Below are 20607 nucleotides of genomic sequence, written 5' to 3' on the forward strand. Positions count from 1 at the left end.
TTCTGGGCGTAAGTACTGTGAATTTTTCATTTGCAGTGGATATTATTACTCATCGTTCAGTCACGGTAGATTCAATCAATACGGCTCAGCTCCGAAGAATTTTTACCATGCGACAACAACGATGGGGGGATAATAAGCCAATCGTGGTGTTCGTCTTACCAAGTCAAGATCCTCTTCATATTAAATTTTCAACACAAGTATTAAAAATATTTCCCTATAAGCTCGACAGAATATGGAATAAATTGACGTTTTCAGGATTAGGTGTTGCACCAAGAGTCGTTAAGTCTCAACAAGAATTAATTCAATTAGTCAGTGCAACCCCAGGGGCTGTTGGCTATGCGGAAAAAGTAAATAAGGATAAAGATGTCAATGTTGTTACTATGGCAAAGTAAAGGCCTCAAATTTCGTATTAGGCAATGGCTGAGAACATTGGTCTGTATGCTATTTACTTCTGCGGCTTATGGCTATGAACTTAATAATGAGTCATGGCAAGTACATGGCTTTCTGGCGCAGGGAATTATAGATGTTAACGGTACTAATTTTGTCAGTGATGAAGATGAATTATCAACGGATTTAACCGAATTAGGGGTAAATGCCTCTTATCGGGTAAATGATATTATTCGCCTTACTGGTCAAGCGGTTTATCTTAATGGTGGTAACCGTTACGTTGAAGGAGCGAGAATTGACTATGCGTTAGTGGATATTGGTTTGCTTCATGACGAAAACTGGCTGGTTAACCTTTATTTAGGGCGTTATAAAAACAATAATTGGCTTTATTCCAGCACCCGGGATATTCCTCATGCCCGGCCGAGTATTATTTTGCCGCAATCAATCTATTTTGATGGCTTTCGAGACATTGCTATGGGGAGTGATGGTGCCGCGTTAAAAATAAGCTATAGCTCAGAGGAATATGGTAATTTTGATATTAACCTTAACTATGGTGCTTCAAAACTAAGTACTAAAGATGTCAAATTACTATTAGGCGATTTAGTGCATGGTAAGGGGGATCAGGAATACGATGCACAAGGAAGTTTTTACTGGCAACCGGAATTATCTCCATGGCAGTTTGGCTTTTCAATGTTGGATGCCAAGTTTAAATATCAACACACAGAGTTAGATTTTTTAACTGATGCCACTTTTACTTTCCAGCAGTATACCGCTAATGTGATGTATGAAGGTGAAAAGTGGCAATTTAGTAGCGAAATTTTTCAGCAGCACTTTACTATTGAAGGGTTATATTTTAATGGCTTTGAAAATAAAAGCTTAGGACAAGGGGCCTTTATACAGTCGCAATATAACTATAATAATCAATTGTCGTTTCTAGTGCGTGGCGAACGCTTTTATCAGGACAAAGATGATAAGAATGGCAGCAAACTGGAAGTGATCTCGCAAGGTACTGTCCCTAGATATTTTGCTTATCAAAATGATCTAACTTTTGGTGTATCGTATGACTTTTCCAGTTCATTTCGTATGCAGCTTGAATATCACCAAGTGGAAGGTACTGCCCGGTTAACCCCTATTGTTCTGCCAAATGCGGCAATTAATGACAGAGAAAAATGGAGCATTTTCGCTGTACAACTCATGTATTGGTTTTAGATGATGAATAAATTATTCGTTAGTGTTCCAACCAAGTTATTATTGCTGGTGATCAGTGCTTTATTGTTACTAAGCGCTGGTATTTCAGTGATGTCTATCGATCGTTTGAATAAAGAGTTCAAGCGCTTTCAAGTGGAAAAAATACAGCAAGGTCAGGATCAACTGAAATTACATAGTGATATTGCGAAAAACCAATTAGGTTTGTGGATTGAATCTTTTACCGATATGGTGCAACTAGATTCGATTGATGATAACCAGACGCTGGCCTTAGCTATAGAGCGTCAGTTTGACGCCTTACAAATTAATCATAATGTTGATAATGCCTGGTTAATTGACAGCAATGAAAATTTGCTTTATCAGTCAAGCGCTGCTAATTCAGATATTCGCAGTGCTGCAAACTCCGCCTTAAAGACCCAGCAACCTTGGTATCAGTTAACATGCGACAAGCGATGTTTGCAGTTAATTGCCGTGCCCTTGATTAATGCAAATGGTGAATCAGTGGTGATAGTGATGACTATTTCTTTAGTCGATATTATCTATGCGATTAATCAGGCATTAAATAGTGAAATTGCCGTGGTCAGTTTTGCTAATAATGAACAGGCCTTGATCGCTAATGGATTGTTTGTATCTTCATCAAATTTAGCGCTAATGAAGCAAATTCTTAAACAAGATGCTGCCAATGCTTTAGTAAAAAAAGTGAAACAGCTGGGCTTGCAGGTAGGGATAGCGAAAAGTAGCTACTTAATTAATTTAATGCCGCTAGCGCAAACAGATAATCGGCAATTTTTTCTGCTACTTGCGGATGACGTTAGCTCAATTACTGAAGAGTACAGCCAATACCGTTTGCAGTTTTTACTGTCGGCGTTATTGATTTTTATCACGCTGGCGGTGTTTGTTTATTTTGTTACTAATCCATTTACTAATCGTATTTTAAAGTTATCTAATGCCTTACCCTTATTGGCCCGTAAAGAATTTGAAAAATTTCGTCTGATCCAGCTTAATCGCCGTCGGCTTTTTGCCGATGAACTGGATATAGTGGCCGATTCAGCCACTGAACTGAGTTATGAATTAGAGCAGCTTAATATTGAAGTAGAGCAAAAAACCAAGGAGCTGGAAAATATCGCCATGTATGATCTGCTGACCGGTTTGCCCAACCGTAATATGCTTAATTATCACTTGCGAAAATCAGTAGCCAATATTGCCCGTTATAAGCATGGCGTAGCGGTTTTATTTTTAGATTTAGATGACTTTAAAAAGGTTAATGATAGCCATGGTCATTCGGAAGGTGACAAGTTATTGATAGAAGCCGCCAATCGCTTGCGTGTTAGTGTCCGTAATATCGATTTGGCCTGTCGCTTTGGTGGTGATGAATTTGTCGTTGTGCTCAGTCATGTTAACAGTGAGGTTGATGCGATCCCGGTTGCGGAGCAAATTTTAGAAAGTTTTAAAGCGCCGATTAAAATTGGTTCCAGTATTTTTTATGTTTCTACCAGTATTGGTATCTCTTATTGCCGGGATGAAATTTCTAAACCGGAGCAGTTGATCAGCCAGGCAGATATTGCCATGTATGAAGCAAAAGACAATGGCGGCGGTCAGTATCATATTTATCATCAAGACATGTACCAAAGAGTGGCGCATCGGGTGATGATGGAAACAGAAGTGCGTCAGGCGTTAGCGAAAGGGCAGTTTAGCCTGAGTTTACAACCGCAAGTGATGGCAAAGAGCAAGAAAATTTATGGTTTCGAGGCATTGCTGAGGTGGCGACACCCAGAAAAAGGCATGATCTCACCGGATGACTTCATTCCTATCTTAGAAAATTCTGAGCACATGGTGGAACTAGGTTATTGGGTGATCAGACGCTGCTTTGAAATAGTAAAACAATTACAGCGCTATGGGTTAAAAGATGTGCGTATTGCGATGAACCTGTCGGCAGGGCAGTTCGTAGATGGCAATTTACCTCAGTATTTACATGCGTTATTAAGAGAATTTTCTTTACCTGCGCGATTATTTGAACTGGAACTTACGGAGCAAACATTAGTGAAGGATATCGACCGGGCAATTGAAATGATGAACAATTTAAGGACGATAGGCTTTTCATTTGCCATTGATGATTTTGGTACGGGCTATTCGTCTTTGGCGTATATCAAAAAGATGCCAGTAGATGTCATTAAAATCGATAAAAGCTTTATCTTTGGTATGCTAGAAAATCATGCCGATTATCAAATTATCACTTCAACGATTGCTATGGTGAAAAACTTAGGGCTAACCGTAGTTGCAGAAGGGGTGGAAAGTAGTGCGCAATTGAGAAGTTTATCCGAGAGTAATTGTGACATTATTCAAGGTTATTATTTCTCTAAACCTGTGCCGGAAAAAGAGCTATTAGCATTTCTTGATAATCACGTGGTAGATGGCTGTTGGAAAACGGCGCCTCAGGTGACGTTTCAGTAGTGAGCGCTTTTGATGGGCACTCACTACGATATAATTAGAAAGTGGCATTAATGTGAGCGGCGAATTGCTCTGCTCCCATAAAGCCGGTTACTCGTTGTTCAGTTAATTCTTGGCCATTAAGATCAAAGAACAAGATTGACGGCAAGCCGAAAATATTAAACTGCTTCATCATAGTGATAGTTTCAGGTGATCCCATATCGGTTAAATCCATTTGAATTAATACTGTATTACTAAGGGCTTGCTGTACTTGTGGCGCAGGAAAGGTGTATTTTTCAAACTCTTTGCAGGCAATGCACCAATCAGCATACAGATCGACCATTACAGTTTTACCGTCACTGTTTGCCTGTTTTACCTGTTGCTGCAGCTCCGCTAAGCTACCCACTATTAAAAACATCTTGTTATGCTCTGAGTTGATTACCTTTGTTTGTGGGGCCGAGTGTATTAACTGGTACGCTTGATTAGCACCATAAAACATCATTAAAAAGATCATCAGGCTGCGTAGGCCAAACCAAAAATTCGCTTTAGTGCCTTGATTGGCAACGTAGAAGTAACTGGCGGAACCGAGTAATAATGCAATCCAAAGTATATTAGCAAAGGTTTCTGGTAAAAAGCGCTCTAATAAAAAGATAGGTACAGCAAGTAATAACAGACCAAAAATGTTTTTAATAACATTCATCCAATTACCGGCTTTTGGTAACAATTTACCTCCTGAACTACCTAAAATTAATAGTGGTAGCCCCATCCCAAGACTCAGTGCATACAGGGCTACGCCGCCTAATACTATATCGCCGGATTGTGAAATATAGAGTAAGGCACCTGTTAGTGGTGCTGTTGTGCATGGAGAAGCGACCAGGCCGGAAATTGCTCCCATGGCTAATACGCCAAAATAAGAGCCGCCTTTTTGGTTATTACTTAATTGATTGAGTTTATTTTGCCAGCTAAGCGGCAAAGCTAAGTTAAACAGGCCAAACATGGATAAGGCTAAAAAGATAAACAAGATGCTTAATACGATTAACACTATCGGGTGTTGAAACATTGCCTGAAATTTAGCACCAGCTAACGCGACGATTATACCGAGTAAGGTGTAGGTAATTGCCATCCCCTGAACATAAACAAAGGATAAGCTAAAGGCTTTTTTCGTTGACAGAGTGTCTTTTTGGCCAACTATAATACCAGTTAAAATAGGATACATAGGGAAAACGCAAGGGGTAAAGGACAGTAATAACCCCCCGATAAAAAATGCGATTAAGGTCAGGAAGGTATTATTCCCTTTTAGCATTTCGACTAACTGATACTGCTCGCTTTTATTAGCACCCTGATTTGCGTTTTTTCCTGTAGTTAAAGGAAGTGTAGTTGGTTGTGATGCTTGATTAAGCGCTGATAATACTGATGTAGCAGTGGAGTTAAATTCACCGAGTTCAACGGTTTTAATAATAGGTGGAAAACACAAACCAGCTTCAGCACACCCTTGATAGCGGATAAAAATTTTACCCCCGGTTGATACTTGCTTTAGCGGTATGGTAAGTCTGAGAGGACCTTTGTAAATTTGCTGTTTACCAAAAAATTCATCCTCATGATCTATGCCTGTTGGCAAAGCAACTGGATCAAAGCTAACGGCTTCACCAGTAAATTTAAACTGCTTCTTGTACAGGTAATAACCTTCTGCGATATCGAAGGACAGGGTTAAGGAAGCGCCTTGTTGGTCAAAATTAAAAACAAAGGCTTGATCAGGCTTTAAAAATTCATCTTCATTACTAAATAAGGATGAAGAGGAAGTATCAAATACAGAACTTTGTGCCTGAACAGGAAAATTAATACTAACGAGTGACACTAGCAAAAGAATGGCTAGTACTAGGTTGTTTTTATTTATCATTTGGCTAACGACTCATCTATCCATTGCAAATATGCATGACTACCTTGAGTGATATCTAGAGCAATAACTTCCGGAACATCATAAGGGTGTAATTGTGTTATTCTATCATTGATAACAGGAAATAATTCAACTTTGGTTTTTATTAATAATTGCACTTCTTGATCTCGTTCTATTTTACCTTGCCACTGATAAATTGAAGTTATTTGAGGCAAAATATTAATACAGGCGGCCAGATTTTCTTTGACTAAGGTATCGGCAATTTGCTCTGCAACTTCCTGACTTGGGCAGGTAGATAAAATGACGTGATACATTAACTGTACTTCCTTAAGATTAACTTAACAGCAGAGCATACTCGGCTTACATTTTTAATCAATAGTATTAAGGCAAGGGTATATGGTTGAAATAGACCTGACTATCCCCATATCTGTTTCAATGAATTCAAAATGAGCCTGGCATGTTTAAGATCTTATTTCTGTTATTTATCGTTATTCCTATCATTGAAATTGCTGTGATAATGCAAGTAGGTGCAATCTTGGGAGCTTGGCCGACAGTTGCTATTGTTATTCTGACTGCCTGGTTAGGCGCGAAGAACGTTAAACAACAAGGAATAGCGACTATTCAGTCGTTGCAAAATAAAATGGCGCAAGGGGAAGCTCCCTCAGATGAAATTGTTGCCGGATTACTCTTACTTGTTGCCGGCGTATTATTAGTGACTCCTGGCTTTGTTACTGATATTTTCGGCTTATCTTTATTAGTACCTCAGTGCCGAAAATTGTTGATCAATTCAGTGCGTAGCCATTTAACCGTCAGTAATTTTGGCACGGGTCAGAGTTTTAGCTTTCATAGTCAATCTTTTAATTCTCAGCATCAAGGTCATACAGCGTTTGATAACGAAAGCCCTGGTGCTGGAGAAAAGTTGCATAAAGGGAAAACTATCGACGGTGAGTTTGAACGGAAAGAGTAAAATTTTTTTAAATTGGCACTTGTGAAGTGGTAAAACATCCCCATTTCATAGCCAAACAATTATGTTAAACCTTAAATTTAGTTTACATCTCAGGAGAGAAATCAATGAGCATTCGTCCATTACACGATCGCGTAATTATTAAACGTAAAGAAGTAGAAGCAAAATCTGCTGGCGGCATCGTTTTAACGGGAAGCGCTGCTGAGAAATCAACTCGTGGTGAAGTTGTTGCAGTAGGCAATGGCCGTATTTTAGAAAACGGTGAAGTACGTGCTTTAGACGTTAAAGTTGGTGATCAAGTAATTTTTAATGAAGGTTACGGTGTTAAAACTGAAAAAATCGATGGTGAAGAAGTATTGATCCTAAGCGAATCAGATATTTTAGCAATCGTAGAATAGTAACCACTTATTGTAGGTTGAACGTTAGTTCGACAAACTAATAGATTATAGGAATTTAAGACAATGGCAAAAGACGTATTATTTGGTAATGATGCACGCGTTAAAATGCTTAACGGTGTAAACATTCTAGCAGATGCAGTAAAAGTAACTTTAGGTCCCAAAGGCCGTAACGTTGTATTAGACAAATCATTTGGCGGCCCAACAATCACTAAAGATGGTGTTTCTGTTGCGAAAGAAATCGAACTTGAAGACAAGTTTGAAAATATGGGCGCGCAAATGGTGAAAGAAGTTGCTTCTAAAGCCAATGACGAAGCGGGTGACGGTACAACAACTGCGACAGTACTTGCACAATCAATTGTAACTGAAGGTTTAAAATCAATTGCTGCCGGCATGAACCCAATGGACTTAAAACGTGGTATCGACAAAGCGGTTATCGCAGCGGTTGAAGAATTGAAAGGTTTATCAACGCCATGTGCTGATAACAAAGCGATTGAGCAGGTAGGTACTATCTCAGCTAACTCTGATGAAACTGTTGGTAAAATTATTGCTACAGCAATGGAACGTGTTGGCACTGAAGGTGTTATCACCGTTGAAGAAGGCCAAGCATTAACTGACGAATTAGACGTTGTTGAAGGTATGCAGTTTGACCGTGGTTATTTATCACCATACTTCATTAATAATCAGGAAAGTGGTGCGGTTGAATTAGAAAACCCGTTCATCTTATTAGTGGATAAAAAAATCTCTAATATCCGTGAATTATTAACGACTCTAGAAGCCGTAGCTAAAGCTGGTAAGCCGTTATTAATTATTGCTGAAGACGTAGAAGGTGAAGCGTTAGCAACATTAGTTGTTAACAACATGCGTGGCATCGTTAAAGTAGCTGCAGTTAAAGCGCCAGGTTTTGGTGACCGTCGTAAAGCGATGTTACAAGATATCGCAACATTAACTGCCGGTACGGTAATTTCTGAAGAAATTGGTATGGAGCTTGAAAAAGCAACTTTAGAAGATTTAGGTCAGGCGAAACGTGTAGTGATCTCTAAAGACAACACGACTATCATCGATGGTATCGGTGAGCAAGCTGACATTGAAGCACGTGTTGGTCAAATTCGTGGTCAAATTGAAGAATCTTCTTCAGATTATGACAAAGAAAAACTTCAAGAACGTTTAGCTAAATTAGCTGGCGGTGTTGCGGTAATTAAAGTAGGTGCAGCAACTGAAGTTGAAATGAAAGAGAAAAAAGCACGCGTAGAAGATGCGCTTCATGCAACTCGTGCAGCGGTTGAAGAAGGCGTAGTTGCTGGTGGTGGTGTTGCTTTAGTTCGTGTATCTGATGCAATTAAAAACTTAGAAGGTGCTAATGAAGACCAAACACATGGTATTAACGTAGCACTTCGCGCAATGGAAGCACCTCTTCGTCAAATCGTTTCTAACTGCGGTGATGAAGCGTCAGTGGTATTAAATGAAGTACGTAACGGTGAAGGTAACTATGGTTACAATGCTGGTAACGGTACTTACGGCAACATGTTAGAAATGGGTATCTTAGACCCGGCGAAAGTAACCCGTAGCGCATTACAATTTGCAGCTTCTGTTGCTGGTTTAATGTTAACTACCGAAGCCATGGTGACTGATGCGCCACAAAAAGACAGCGGCGCTCCAGCTATGCCTGATATGGGCGGCATGGGCGGAATGGGTGGAATGGGTGGCATGATGTAATTTATGCTGGCTTAAATTGCCTACTTCATCGTTGCTTGATTACTCGTTTAAGAAACACTAAACGTCGTAAGTGAAGCGCCTTGAATTAAACAATTTACTCTGCGCATAAATAGCATTCGCTACTTAACGCTTTCTTGATATAAAAACCTGCTTCGGCAGGTTTTTTGTTTTGTTCAGTAGATAAAGCGACATATTAAGTTAAAGGTGGCGGTAATGAACTGAGTAACTTAGTGTTGTTGCACCCTAATTGTCATCGACAATTACATGTATGCTCGTAGTTGTATTTGAGAAACTTGGTATGTATAATGATTAAATATTCAACTGGTCCGATGAGTTAAGAGGCAGTGCCTTCAAATATCGTAGCCATGTTTATTATACGTTGGGCAGTGCCCAAATACAAAGTAGGCAGTGTCTATTTTGGTGATTTACTCGCAGTTTTTGTGTGGCTAAATTGTCAGTGACAACACGGTTTAGAGTAGTACTCGCAATACAAATTCTGCTTTCGTTCCTGAATATTTTTCAGGATATATATTAACCCTTATTATGGGCTATATTATGACACAACGAAAGCAAGATTATTCGACACCTAGTTGGGGAAAATCCTGTGCTGTGCAAATAAAGCAAGCAGAATTAATAGTTAAAGGTATAGGAAGTTTATTAACCTCTATTCAGGAGATTATTTTTTCACTCAAAAAGCTTTGGCTCGGTTTAGGTGGCCCAACTGTTTTCTATTATCTCGGTGAAAAAGTTGATTGGCAGGCTCTTAGTGCTGTAATTAACTAGTTAAAGTCGCTGGTCTGTACTTAGGTTCAGATTTATAAAGGCTTGAGCCGTATGCGGGGAAACTCGCACGTACGGTTCTTAGGGGAGGGGTAGCTAGCAATAGCTACTCCTTACCCGACGTAAAAATCGGTCCAAATCGCTTTTTAGAAAAACCCTAACACATCGATGTTAGGTTTTTTTTGTGTCTGGAATTTCGTAAAGCTTCGTCATTTTAGGGGGATAAAGTGGGGGAGCGATTTAACGTCCATGTGTTGTTTCTAAAGCGTAAAAGAGATCGACTGCCTTGTAATGTACTTTCATTTTTTGTCTCATAAAGGCAAGTGGAAAACTTATACATCTTTGTAAATATTTGGTTCGTAAATTGCTAATAACTTGAGTGCAGCATGGCTTTGACACTAACTATTAGCAGCACTACATATTCAAGTGGCAAAAGATTGCCTAAACGGCAAATAGATTGAAAGAGCTGCTAAGCCTACAGCAATGTAAGAGGGAATTTTTATGTATGTAAATAATTATACAGCAAGCAACTATGTAAATAGAGCAATTAACACAACAGTGGACGCGGCTGAAAGATCGGCAAATTCGCAAGTACACAGTGGTGGCTCTGCACCTGAAGTAGATAACCGAGAAAGTTACGTCAAATATATAAATTCAGCCAGCGATGAACAGTTGGCAGGATCTATTGATGCAATTAAAAAATATGGGCCTCCAGTAGCCATGTTTAGAATGAGCGATATTGTAAATGCAGCTAATCAAGACGAAATGCATGGCCGTATTGGTAGGGCGATTGAGCACTTTGATGTAGAAGCACAGCAATATCACATACAGGAGCTCGCAATTATCAATGAAGGTGAGCAAGCTGGAAAGTCTTCAAAGGAAATTCTACAAGAGATTGTCGCGTTGCGTGATCAACAATCAGAGTTATTCAAGATGGGAACTAATTGGGGAAGCAAAGGGCTTGCTCACCCTGACAATTATGAAAAGTTGGTTGCAGCAACTCCAAATTACGTTAATCTTTATGCGTAGCTGGAGTAATAAAAGTGCAGTTTACCCTTCTAAACACTACCTCATGACAATGTAGGGGCTTCTATGTGTAGAGAGCTTTAGTTTCATCGCTCAGTCAATATTTACTTGCATTACTACTCAGTTGCGCAGAAATATTATTGCGTAAATTCATCCAGTTACTTTCATAACCCCATGCAATTTTAAACTCATCATCGGCCTTTGAACTGTCTAGCATATCTTTAAGATCAAAAACTTATGAAAAGTTTTCTTCGTTAACGTCATACCTTGTCCAGCCACGTACTTCCATATCAATATACTTTAAATAGCTAGACTTAAAATCATTCGCAGCGGCAACAAAATTCGGGCTTTTTAATTTACTATTTGAAAAATAGCGTTAATCAGTTTGCTTAAGCTGAACAAAGTCATAGGAAGTGGCGCTCTTCTCCTTCTCAATTAAAGTACAAAACTTATCTATTTGAATCGGTAGTGATAACACTCGAATATTTAGTTAAAAAATAAATGAGAATAAGGAGGCTCCATCCTCCTTTGGGTTTAAAGATATTTAATCAAAGCTTCACTAGAAATTAAGAGCAAATAATTTATTATTTTCGCCGTACATTTCAATCATACCTTCGAAGCTAAAACCTAGCTTTTCCAGCAAACCAGAGGAGCGCAGATTATCGATTTTAGTAATCGCTACTATTCGATTTAATCCGTAGTCATGATTCGCACTTTTTAGCACTGCCAAAGCAGATTCTTTTGCGTAACCCATAGACCAATATTGTTTTAGTAAGGAATAACCTAAATCGGCATCTGCTAATGTGTCTCTTTTAAGCAGACCGCACATTCCAATGGGCTCTCCTGTTTCCTTTAATTCCACCAGATACAAACCGAAACCAAACTTCTGATAAGTTGCTATTGGGCCATCGTTCAAATATTTTATCGCATCGTCTATTGTTCGTACTTTTTTGTCTTCTATATTGGCGATATATGAAGGCTCATTCAAAAGACGAATAATAAACTCAGCATCTTTTTTCGAACAATGTCTAATACGTAACCTGTTCGTTTCACAAATAATCATGATATACCTCTTTATAAACTTTATTGCGACTGTCTAAAACAGCAACTAAATATTGGAGAAGTTCGATTATTGCGCTATACAAAGTATGAGGTAAAATGATATAAACTAACCTAACCATTAGGTAAACTAATAATAGGTGGTCACGCTATGAATAAATCCCCACCTTTAAAGGCTATTCAATATTTTTCAACCACAGCTCGTCATTTGAGCTTTAGTAAAGCCGCACAAGAGCTGTGCGTCACGCAAAGTGCCGTCAGTCACCAAGTAAAATTATTAGAAGAGTTTTTTAATAAGAAACTGTTAATACGCCAAGGCAAGCGAATATCCCTAACTCAAGAAGGTGATGATTTAAATTCTGTCGTCAGGGACAGTTTACAGCGTATAGAAACAGTGAGTAATCACATTCTTAAAGAGCCTGAAACGCATTTAAAAATAATAGCCCAGACCTCAATAGCCACCGAATGGCTTGCCCCAAGAATAGCATTGTTTAAGCAGTCATACCCTGATGTTTCATGTTATCTAACCATGGAATCTATGGCAGCAAGTTTTGACGCACAGGAATTTGATATTGTCATAGGTACATGGCCTACGCCCGATAACTTTGTATCTAAAAAATTAAGGGATGAATATTGGTTCCCGGTATGTGCGCCATCGCTTAGTGCTAAAATTAACGCCAATCAGAGCGCCTCTATTTTAACGCTACCTCTATACTCTTCTGAAAATGGAGAAGATTGGCAACTATGGATGCAAAGACAACAACTGAGACGTCCGGCGATCACCAAAGTTGAGCATTTTGGCCTAGCCTTACTAGCCACTAAAGCCGCATTGAGTGGAGAAGGTGTTGCATTAAGTAACCAATTTTTGGCAGAAGATTTAATTAAACAAGGAAAGTTAGTCTCGTTTCCTCAATGGCGATATCAGCTACCCTGGGGACAGTATCATGTGCACTATCGTCAAGGCAGTCATTACTCTAATGCCATTCAATATTTTGTGGAATGGTTGCAGTTACAAATCAGTAGCGATAGAAGAGCTCAATGTTAGGCGTCATTTAGCTATTGTAGTGGAACTGTTAATTTTGCCACCTACTCAGAGGTGTTACTATGCATCTCATCAAACGTTAGGTGGCATTTTTAAGAGAGTAATATTTAGCTTTGAGCGCAATATATTACTATTGAAGCCGCTAGAAATACTTATTGAGCACTATTTTGTGATGTTTTTAATCCATGTTGTGAGTGAGGGCAACACGTCAGGTGCAAAGGCATCTGCTTGTAGCAGTTGAAATTTCAAGTACCAATCTATTCCACTAAGACCATTAAACTCTTCAGCATGTAATAATTGATGATTTGCTTGAGCAAACATTCGGTAGTGTAGTTTGTTTTTATCATCAGCATAAGGCAGTTCTTGTATCACTTTTAGAGTGTTTTGACTGTCTACCTGTGTATCTTGTGCACCCATTAATACCAGTAAGGGGATATTGAGCTGTGCAAGCCCAGCAGTAGCGTCTTCATGCATATTCATGCTGATAAAGTTAAACCTAGCTTCGTCGGTAATGGGGGCTGGCATATAGGGATGTTGATGTAAATCATCGGCTTGATACGCAGCAAAACCTTGTGAAAATAACTGATATTCTTTATCGGTTAAGTTTAAAATTTCTGCTTGTGCATCAAGATCATTTTCTGTGATAACGCCTTTATCGATAAGTCGTAGCATCATTTGATAGGCGCTTTGCTGCTGCCAATTAATGGCAGGGCTGATTAATGCGGCAAAATCAATTGACGTATTGTTTATGTATGGTAATACCCAGCCTGCTTGACTAAACCCTATAATGCCAATAGAACCGCGATAGCCTTTCTGGCGAAGATCATTGATGACATCTTCCACCTCAATTGCTCGATCATTCATTGATTGACTTAGCCAATTACCAGTGGAATTTTCCACCCCGGGTTTATGCCAACTCACTGCACTGATGCCTTGTGCATTCAAGTGGTTAATGATAGGTAAATAATAGCCATGGGAGTCATTATTTGAAGGGCCATCACCGTGAACAAATATTGCGATAGGGTTAGATTTACTGTGTTGTTTCGTAGCAAATAATTGAATAGCTAAGTTATTTTGTTGCGATGTAACGAACCATTCATCATATGTTTTATTCTTTTGACAGCCAAAGCACAATACGATTAATGTGCAAAAAATTTTTACTCTATGCATCTCATCATTCCTTAAAAAACTGAGGATTACTAGCTTAACCAGAAGCTCGAAAAAATCTGTAAGAAAGGGTCGTAAAAGTGTCAGTAATTGTGAGGTAGTTGCTATTTGAGGGACAGTGAAGTGTTTGTTGTTCATAAATCCTAAGTAGGCTTGTTTTAATGCTTTCTTAATAAAAAATGTTTCTCTTTTCTATATATTGAGACCAGAAAGCACTCCATTTTTTTCATTGGGTACAGCAATAGCATTTTTGTGGCAATTTGTAGCGATAATATCAAATAGTTTTATATTGGTTATTTTTATTGGCTGATGCGCATTTTATTAAAAAATGTCTATATTTAAACTAAATTCTTAGTATCTAATTATATTGGAGTTTCAATGGAGTTTTTTAGAAAACTGTCCGTTAAGTTTAAAATCTTACTAATTCCTGCAGTTGGCTCTATCGGTTTTATTATTTATCTATCGATAAGTATGTATACCTCTAGTGTTGCGGTTGGCTTACTTGATAATGCGGAAAATGTCAGGTTTCCTTTATTACAAATATCAGAAAGAAACCTGGTTTTATTAGATAAAATAAAAAAAACTTTAAGTGATGCTGTCGCCGAGGGGGAAGTTGATTTGTTAAATGAAGCAAACAATATGGCGGAGCAAATAAAGGGGAATTTTAAGAAAGCGGCGGGAGCTGATAGAGAAACAGCAAGCCAGCTAAATGAGTTAGAAAAACAGTTTGAGGGCTATTATCAACTCGCTTATACCATGTCATTGGAAATGGTCAATGGTACGGCAGATTTCTCTAATCTTGCTGAACGCAGTAAAGAGATGTCCAAGAAATTATTAAATTTGCAAAATGACCTAAGCAAGTTTCAAAAAGCGCAAATGGCTTCGTTTACTAGTGCTTTCACGCAGGTGAATGAAAAAGCTGAAGCAACCATTAATATCGGTATTGTGATGGCGGTAATAACTATTGCTTTACTTTTTACAGTATCAGTTTCAATTAGTAGTGCCATTCGGCATAACCTAGCAAAAGTCGTTGAGTCATTTAAAGGAATTGCTCAGGAAAATGGTGACTTAACGGTTCGTATACAAACAAATACTAAAGATGAAATAGGTGAGCTTGTGCATTGGTTCAATTTATTTATGGATAAATTACAGCAAGTGATAAAACAAATTGTTGATACGGCAAAGCCTTTAGCAGAAACAGCTTCAACTGTAGATGATTTATCTGAGTCCTCAAAAAATTCAGCTGAGCAACAAATGCATACGGTGGAACAGTCATTATTATCTGTGAATGAAATGAGTCAGAGTGTTGCTTCTATTACCAGTAATGCTGCGGATGCCGCTGATGCGGCAAAAAATGCGAATGAAGAAGCCGATAAAGGGCACTTGGTAGTGAATGACACCATTGAGGGAATTCAAGAACTGGCAGAAAATATTACCGAATCAGCAACAGCGATACTAAAACTTCAAGAAGACACTAATCAAGTTAATCAGGTGCTGGAAGTGATAAAAAGTATTGCGGAACAAACTAATTTGTTAGCTCTTAATGCTGCAATAGAAGCGGCTAGGGCTGGAGAACAAGGGAGAGGATTCGCTGTAGTGGCAGATGAAGTGCGTAGCTTAGCATCAAGAACACAAGATTCGACTAAAGAAATAAATCAAATACTGGTTCAATTGCAGGAAGCGGCACAATCTGCAGTGTTAAAAATGGAAAACAGTAAAAATCAAGTAGATAGTAGTGTTACGCGGGCAAATGAAGCTGGTGAAAGTTTATCTGCGATTACTGAAACCGTTAATATTATTACCGATATGAATAGTCAAATTGCTGTAGCGACAGAAGAGCAGCATCAAATTTCTACTTTACTGGTTGAACATGTTGAAGACATTAAAAAAAGGGCTGAAGAGGCTACGTTGGGGTCAGAGCAAATGAACAAGGTGAGTCATCGTTTGTCTTCTTTAGCTTCAGAGCAAGAACAAATAACGAAACTTTTTAAAGTATAATGGATATTTGAATAGGATGCTGTAATCAAGGAGCGAACTTTCTGAGAGGATTAGAAGCATGATCAGGTTGTTATTTTGCCGTCATTAAATGTTTTAAATAGAAATTTGGCTTATCGACCGTTAATAATATTTAGAGTAGTCTATTTATTGTTTTTGCTTATTTGTTCAGCCCTAATTGCTGTTGCGGTTAAAACCGATATTGAGCGAATTAAACTAGATACAGCAGCAGATTTTTCTTCACGAGTACAACAGCTCGACACGACAATTAGTCATCTGGAAATGATGGCAACCATCTTGTCGCAATCTATGACATATACTGTTGATTATCAAGATGTTTCACAAAAGATTGATGTCTTAGACTATTTTAACTTAGGCGACGGGTTGTATAGTCTCAAGTATATTAGTGAAAACTATCAAAGTAGTATTTATAGCAAGGCTCCGAAAACTGAAGAGCAAAGAAATCGATTAGAGTTATTGGTTAAAACAGGTGCGTATTTACCTCATTTTTTACAAGAAGAGCGAATTGAAAAAATAGCGGTATATAATAAGTTTCCGTTGGCTAAACTGGTCTATCCCAACGAAAGAAAGGCATCTCAAAGAAAGTTTCAACGAGAATTAGCTGACGGTTATTGGGAGTATTTTTGGCAGAATCATCAACAGCAGAATATTTTTTGGAAGCTTATTCAAGTTGATAAAGGTTATAAATTATCTTTAACAGTGAGCATATTGGACCCAGAGAATGGCTTGGTGGGGTTAATTCAATTTATCTTTTCACAGGATATTTTTGATCAGGAAATTTACCAGCCAAGTGGCCCTGATTCTCTGGTGTTTTTATCTGAAATCTCTGACCAGGGGTTACTGATTGCCACCACCAAATATGGCAAAGATGAAGACTCGATCGGTAAAGCATTTAACATGCAGGAAGGAAAGAAATTACCTCTGCAAATGGTGCAACTGTTGCAATCATTGGATGATTGGGTATATCAATCGAGCGAATACTACTTATTGTCAGTACCAATTTCAGGTGTGTTTAATCTCGTTTATTTAACGGATGCAAGAAGCTTTAGCTTTTTAGCCTCCTCTTTGGTTAAATCGGGGGCTTTCATCTGGGGGGCACTGGCATTAATCGGTTTATTTGTCGATCGTTTGATATATAACAATTTAACTAAGCTCAAGCAGAAAGATGATGTGTTAACAGAAAAAAATCAGTTGCTTGTTTCTACGCTTGAAAACCTTGAAGAGGCTCAAAAGGAGTTGATTCAAAAAGAAAAAATAGTCTCTTTAGGTCATGTTGTTGCTGGCTTGGCACATCAGCTTAATACGCCACTCAGTATAGCGATCACCGCTGTTTCTTATATTCAAGATTCGTTAAAAAAGTTTACCGTTAAACTAGATAAAGGGATTAAAAAATCGGAATTAGCAACGCTTTTAGAGAAAGGTTATGAATCATCTATGTTGATCGGTCACAATTTGGATAAAGCGACCGATTTAGTTGATAACTTTAAACTGTTAGCGGAGGACGAATCTGAAGACGAATTAAATCAGTTTAATGTTGCTGAATATACTCAAGCTGTTTTGCAGGGATTAAAACCTGCGTTAGAAAAACGAAGAATCAAATCCCACATCAATGCTGAACGTGATATTAAGATATTTAATTACCCAATGTCATATACGCAGATTATCGTGCAGTTGTTGAATAATGCGGTGATTCATGGGGTAGACAAGGGGGGGAATATCACAATTAATATTTACCGAAAGGCTGAAACTTCAGGAGCCTATATAGAGGTAGTAGATGACGGTAGAGGGATTGATAAGGAATATATTGATAAAGTGTTTGAGCCCTTTTTTACCTCTAAATGTGTGGCAGAACAAGTGGGTTTAGGCTTGACTATTGTCCATAATCTTGTTTTAGGAAAAATGTCGGGAGAGATAAAAGTTATTAGTGAAAAAAATCATGGCTGTTGTTTTTCTATTTATCTTCCTAGTTTAATTTAACTCTTCAAAAAGAATAATTTAACCACAGCACTTTGGGTAATCGCTAGTTTAAACGTCTGCGCATATCTGTCACAACCAAACCATATTCATTTTATTTGCCATCCACAAAAATTGCCTAGTGTATCAAATACAAACAAAGTACAGCAGCTGCTAAGAAAACTTTGAACCAATTGTTGTGTTTTTTCGTTTAATGACTACTTTTAAATTAAGAATAATAAAAACAATAACGTATCACGTGATTTATTATTTAATACTAAGGAATTGCATATGCTATGTCTCTTTAAAAGCGCAAAGCGGATAGTAGTGTTAGGTCTCTCTATCATATCCCTTATCGTTATCAATCAAGCCTTTGCTGAAGTGGCAATTATTGTTCATCCGAGCAATAGTTCAAGCTTTGACAAAGCGACGATAAAAAAAATTTTTTTAGGAAAATCCAAATCTTTTTCCAATGGCCGGGCGGCAATATTGCTCAGTGCTACCCCTAAAGATCCAATCACCGAAGAGTTTAATAAGAAGGTGATTGGTAAATCCAGTAATCAGGTCAATGCCTATTGGTCAAAAATGATCTTTACTGGCAAAGGAACTCCGCCGCAAGAAATGGCATCAACGAGTGAAATTATTGCAGCTATTTCGGCGAATCCTGATGCTATTGGTTATATGGATGCCTCTGCGGCAACCAGTGCTGTAAAAGTCGTCGCAACGTTTTGAATAGGGGCAATATGATGAAATATTTACGTTTACTTTTAATATCGTTTGTAATTGTTGTAGCGTTGCCAACGAAAGCGGACATTAAATTTAGTGGCTTTGGCTCGATAATCGCGGGAAAAACATTGGGTACAGTTGATGATCCTTTTAATCCTGGTCAGAAGCGTGATGAAATACTGACTGCAGATTTTTATGATGTCGGTCAGTATGACAATGACATTACCTTTAAAGCGGAATCTATCTTTGCGTTGCAAGCAGTTGTTGATTTAGGGGATAAGCTTTCGGCTACAGCACAATTGGTTGCCAAAGGCGTTGATGATTTCGAACCTGAGTTTGATTGGTATTATTTAACGTATCGGGCAACAGATAGCTTAACGTTAATGGCGGGGCGAAGAAATATCCCGATGTATTATTTTTCTGAGTATTCAGAAGTTGGTTATGCCTATCCCTGGATGCGCCCGCCTTCAAACCTTTACTGGTGGCAAATCACTCAATTTAACGGGGTGAATGCTATGTATAGCTTTGATTCCGGTGATTATTCAAATACCGTCACTTTGTTCTATGGTAACGAGTATTCACGGGATAATACTGAAATGGGGTATTATGAAGTGTTATTTGGCGGAGAAAGCAGTACCGTTGTCGATGAGTTCTGGACTGATATAACTGGGGTTAACTGGAACATTTCAGGTGATATTTTTGACTTACGATTTGTCTATTTTCAGCATGATATGGAAAGAACCCGACATTTTATTGATACAACGTCAGATCAGCTGAACACTAGTCAAAAATTCTATGGTTTTGGTGGTTCAATTGATTTAAATCCTTTTACCGTTTTATTTGATTGGAACTTTGTTACCCGAGATGACGGATTAGGTACTGAATATCCAACGTATCTTATTTCTCTGGTATATAATATTGATGATTATCAGCCATATATTGCTTACTCGAAAGCTGATCATGAACGTACAAAACTCAAAATTGATGATTTAGAAGAGCATTATATTATGAGTTATGGTGTGCGTTATAACTTCTTGCCTAATGCCTCTTTTAAAGTTCAATATGATCATTTTGTCGATCAAGGTCACGAACCATCAGGTTGGGCATATCATGGTGATTCAGATACCATCAGTTTAGGTGTCGATTTTGTTTTTTAATACTCGGTTCTAATGATATCAATACCTGAATAAGGGTAAACTTTTGATGATAAAGCCTGCTTCGGTGGGCTTTTTATTTGCCATCCACAAAAATTGCCTTGCGTATCAAATACAAACAAAGTGCAGCAGCTGCTAAGAAAATTATGAACCAATTGTTGTGTTTTTTCGTTTAATGACTACCTTTAAATTAAGAATAATAAAAACAATAACGTATCACGTGATTTATTATTTAATACTAAGGAATTGCATATGCTATGTCTTTTTAAAAGCGTAAAGCGGATAGTAGTGTTAGGTCTCTCTATCATATCCCTTATCGTTATCAACCAAGCCTTTGCTGAAGTGGCAATTGTTGTTCATCCGAGCAATAGTTCAAGCTTTGACAAAGCGACGATAAAAAAAATTTTTTTAGGAAAATCCAAATCTTTTTCCAATGGCCGGGCGGCAATATTGCTCAGTGCTACCCCTAAAGATCCAATCACTGAAGAGTTTAATAAGAAGGTGATTGGTAAATCCAGTAATCAGGTCAATGCCTATTGGTCAAAAATGATCTTTACTGGCAAAGGAACTCCGCCGCAAGAAATGGCATCAACGAGTGAAATTATTGCAGCTATTTCGGCGAATCCTGATGCTATTGGTTATATGGATGCCTCTGCGGCAACCAGTGCTGTAAAAGTCGTCGCAACGTTTTGAAT

The 20607-nt window shown here is 38.2% G+C and carries 18 protein-coding genes and 1 pseudogene; 15 read left to right on the forward strand and 4 right to left on the reverse strand.

Translation table 11 applies throughout. From position 1 onward, the window contains the following. Positions 1-17: 17 nt before the first annotated feature. From QQK06_RS11615 to QQK06_RS11625, 3 genes are read left to right on the forward strand one after another with little or no spacing between them, the layout of a single operon-like run. Entirely contained in the window at positions 18-392 is a 375-nt protein-coding gene (locus QQK06_RS11615) for a type 2 periplasmic-binding domain-containing protein (protein WP_284244843.1), read from the forward strand. Next, a complete protein-coding gene (locus QQK06_RS11620; RefSeq protein ID WP_284244844.1) occupies positions 364-1596 on the forward strand; it encodes a hypothetical protein in 1233 nt (410 codons plus the stop codon). Before QQK06_RS11615 ends, QQK06_RS11620 begins: the two co-directional genes overlap by 29 nt. Continuing rightward, positions 1597-4044 (forward strand): bifunctional diguanylate cyclase/phosphodiesterase, encoded by a 2448-nt coding sequence (locus QQK06_RS11625; RefSeq protein WP_284244845.1) that lies wholly within the window; start codon positions 1597-1599, stop codon positions 4042-4044. It abuts the gene before it with no gap. A 34-nt stretch (positions 4045-4078) separates the two neighbouring features. Here the strand turns inward: QQK06_RS11625 and QQK06_RS11630 are convergent, their stop codons facing one another. Both QQK06_RS11630 and cutA read right to left on the reverse strand, forming a co-directional pair. Then, positions 4079-5917: a protein-disulfide reductase DsbD gene (locus QQK06_RS11630; protein ID WP_284244846.1), complete on the reverse strand. Its 1839-nt coding sequence runs from the start codon at positions 5915-5917 to the stop codon at positions 4079-4081. Further along, positions 5914-6228, reverse strand: a complete 315-nt coding sequence (gene cutA / locus QQK06_RS11635) for a divalent-cation tolerance protein CutA (protein WP_284244847.1) — start codon at positions 6226-6228, stop codon at positions 5914-5916. The genes QQK06_RS11630 and cutA overlap by 4 nt, the downstream gene beginning before the upstream one ends. Positions 6229-6371: 143 nt before the next feature. Between cutA and QQK06_RS11640 the strand changes: the two genes are divergently transcribed. The 6 genes and pseudogenes from QQK06_RS11640 to QQK06_RS11660 all read left to right on the forward strand — a co-directional run bounded on the left by QQK06_RS11640 (position 6372) and on the right by QQK06_RS11660 (position 10798). Beyond that, a complete protein-coding gene (locus QQK06_RS11640; protein ID WP_284244848.1) occupies positions 6372-6881 on the forward strand; it encodes an FxsA family protein in 510 nt (169 codons plus the stop codon). 104 nt (positions 6882-6985) lie between these two features. Then, positions 6986-7276 (forward strand): co-chaperone GroES, encoded by a 291-nt coding sequence (locus tag QQK06_RS11645; RefSeq protein ID WP_284244849.1) that lies wholly within the window; start codon positions 6986-6988, stop codon positions 7274-7276. Between the two features lie 63 nt (positions 7277-7339). Further along, positions 7340-8989, forward strand: coding sequence for a chaperonin GroEL (gene groL / locus QQK06_RS11650; protein ID WP_284244850.1), 1650 nt, complete (start codon positions 7340-7342; stop codon positions 8987-8989). A gap of 206 nt (positions 8990-9195) precedes the next feature. Further along, positions 9196-9267, forward strand: a pseudogene (locus QQK06_RS19740) (HNH endonuclease); the annotation flags it as partial. 277 nt (positions 9268-9544) lie between these two features. Then, positions 9545-9772, forward strand: a complete 228-nt coding sequence (locus QQK06_RS11655; protein WP_284244852.1) for a hypothetical protein — start codon at positions 9545-9547, stop codon at positions 9770-9772. A gap of 498 nt (positions 9773-10270) precedes the next feature. Next, a complete protein-coding gene (locus QQK06_RS11660) occupies positions 10271-10798 on the forward strand; it encodes a hypothetical protein (protein WP_284244853.1) in 528 nt (175 codons plus the stop codon). Between the two features lie 556 nt (positions 10799-11354). Here the strand turns inward: QQK06_RS11660 and QQK06_RS11665 are convergent. Then, the gene (locus QQK06_RS11665; protein WP_284244854.1) at positions 11355-11858 is read right to left on the reverse strand and encodes a GNAT family N-acetyltransferase; all 504 of its coding nucleotides are present in this window, start codon (positions 11856-11858) and stop codon (positions 11355-11357) included. A 147-nt stretch (positions 11859-12005) separates the two neighbouring features. Between QQK06_RS11665 and QQK06_RS11670 the strand changes: the two genes are divergently transcribed. Continuing rightward, positions 12006-12899 (forward strand): LysR substrate-binding domain-containing protein, encoded by an 894-nt coding sequence (locus tag QQK06_RS11670; protein ID WP_284244857.1) that lies wholly within the window; start codon positions 12006-12008, stop codon positions 12897-12899. A gap of 159 nt (positions 12900-13058) precedes the next feature. On the opposite strand, the gene QQK06_RS11675 is transcribed toward QQK06_RS11670, so the two are convergent. Continuing rightward, positions 13059-14066, reverse strand: a complete 1008-nt coding sequence (locus tag QQK06_RS11675) for an alpha/beta hydrolase family protein (protein WP_284244858.1) — start codon at positions 14064-14066, stop codon at positions 13059-13061. Positions 14067-14441: 375 nt separating this feature from the next. Between QQK06_RS11675 and QQK06_RS11680 the strand changes: the two genes are divergently transcribed. The 5 genes from QQK06_RS11680 to QQK06_RS11700 all read left to right on the forward strand — a co-directional run bounded on the left by QQK06_RS11680 (position 14442) and on the right by QQK06_RS11700 (position 20605). Then, the gene (locus QQK06_RS11680) at positions 14442-16061 is read left to right on the forward strand and encodes a methyl-accepting chemotaxis protein (protein WP_284244859.1); all 1620 of its coding nucleotides are present in this window, start codon (positions 14442-14444) and stop codon (positions 16059-16061) included. Between the two features lie 147 nt (positions 16062-16208). Then, a complete protein-coding gene (locus QQK06_RS11685; protein WP_284244860.1) occupies positions 16209-18056 on the forward strand; it encodes a sensor histidine kinase in 1848 nt (615 codons plus the stop codon). A 267-nt stretch (positions 18057-18323) separates the two neighbouring features. Next, entirely contained in the window at positions 18324-18764 is a 441-nt protein-coding gene (locus QQK06_RS11690) for a type 2 periplasmic-binding domain-containing protein (RefSeq protein WP_284244861.1), read from the forward strand. Positions 18765-18775: 11 nt separating this feature from the next. Then, complete coding sequence (locus QQK06_RS11695) at positions 18776-19915, forward strand: porin (RefSeq protein WP_284244862.1); 1140 nt, start codon at positions 18776-18778, stop codon at positions 19913-19915. A gap of 249 nt (positions 19916-20164) precedes the next feature. Then, a complete protein-coding gene (locus QQK06_RS11700; protein WP_284244863.1) occupies positions 20165-20605 on the forward strand; it encodes a type 2 periplasmic-binding domain-containing protein in 441 nt (146 codons plus the stop codon). Positions 20606-20607: the final 2 nt, after the last annotated feature.

This window comes from Thalassotalea insulae, from assembly GCF_030161395.1.
In the GTDB taxonomy this organism is placed as follows: Bacteria; Pseudomonadota; Gammaproteobacteria; order Enterobacterales; family Alteromonadaceae; genus Thalassotalea_E; species Thalassotalea_E insulae.

Coding starts and splice junctions, on each gene's coding strand:
- QQK06_RS11680 (WP_284244859.1), top strand. CDS start 14,442: ATGGAGTTTTTTAGAAAACTGTCCGTTAAGTTTAAAATCTTACTAATT.
- QQK06_RS11695 (WP_284244862.1), top strand. CDS start 18,776: ATGATGAAATATTTACGTTTACTTTTAATATCGTTTGTAATTGTTGTA.
- QQK06_RS11620 (WP_284244844.1), top strand. CDS start 364: ATGTCAATGTTGTTACTATGGCAAAGTAAAGGCCTCAAATTTCGTATT.
- QQK06_RS11670 (WP_284244857.1), top strand. CDS start 12,006: ATGAATAAATCCCCACCTTTAAAGGCTATTCAATATTTTTCAACCACA.
- QQK06_RS11645 (WP_284244849.1), top strand. CDS start 6,986: ATGAGCATTCGTCCATTACACGATCGCGTAATTATTAAACGTAAAGAA.
- QQK06_RS11640 (WP_284244848.1), top strand. CDS start 6,372: ATGTTTAAGATCTTATTTCTGTTATTTATCGTTATTCCTATCATTGAA.
- QQK06_RS11660 (WP_284244853.1), top strand. CDS start 10,271: ATGTATGTAAATAATTATACAGCAAGCAACTATGTAAATAGAGCAATT.
- QQK06_RS11655 (WP_284244852.1), top strand. CDS start 9,545: ATGACACAACGAAAGCAAGATTATTCGACACCTAGTTGGGGAAAATCC.
- QQK06_RS11630 (WP_284244846.1), bottom strand. CDS start 5,917: ATGATAAATAAAAACAACCTAGTACTAGCCATTCTTTTGCTAGTGTCA.
- QQK06_RS11625 (WP_284244845.1), top strand. CDS start 1,597: ATGATGAATAAATTATTCGTTAGTGTTCCAACCAAGTTATTATTGCTG.
- cutA (WP_284244847.1), bottom strand. CDS start 6,228: ATGTATCACGTCATTTTATCTACCTGCCCAAGTCAGGAAGTTGCAGAG.
- QQK06_RS11665 (WP_284244854.1), bottom strand. CDS start 11,858: ATGATTATTTGTGAAACGAACAGGTTACGTATTAGACATTGTTCGAAA.
- QQK06_RS11700 (WP_284244863.1), top strand. CDS start 20,165: ATGCTATGTCTTTTTAAAAGCGTAAAGCGGATAGTAGTGTTAGGTCTC.
- QQK06_RS11675 (WP_284244858.1), bottom strand. CDS start 14,066: ATGCATAGAGTAAAAATTTTTTGCACATTAATCGTATTGTGCTTTGGC.
- QQK06_RS11690 (WP_284244861.1), top strand. CDS start 18,324: ATGCTATGTCTCTTTAAAAGCGCAAAGCGGATAGTAGTGTTAGGTCTC.
- groL (WP_284244850.1), top strand. CDS start 7,340: ATGGCAAAAGACGTATTATTTGGTAATGATGCACGCGTTAAAATGCTT.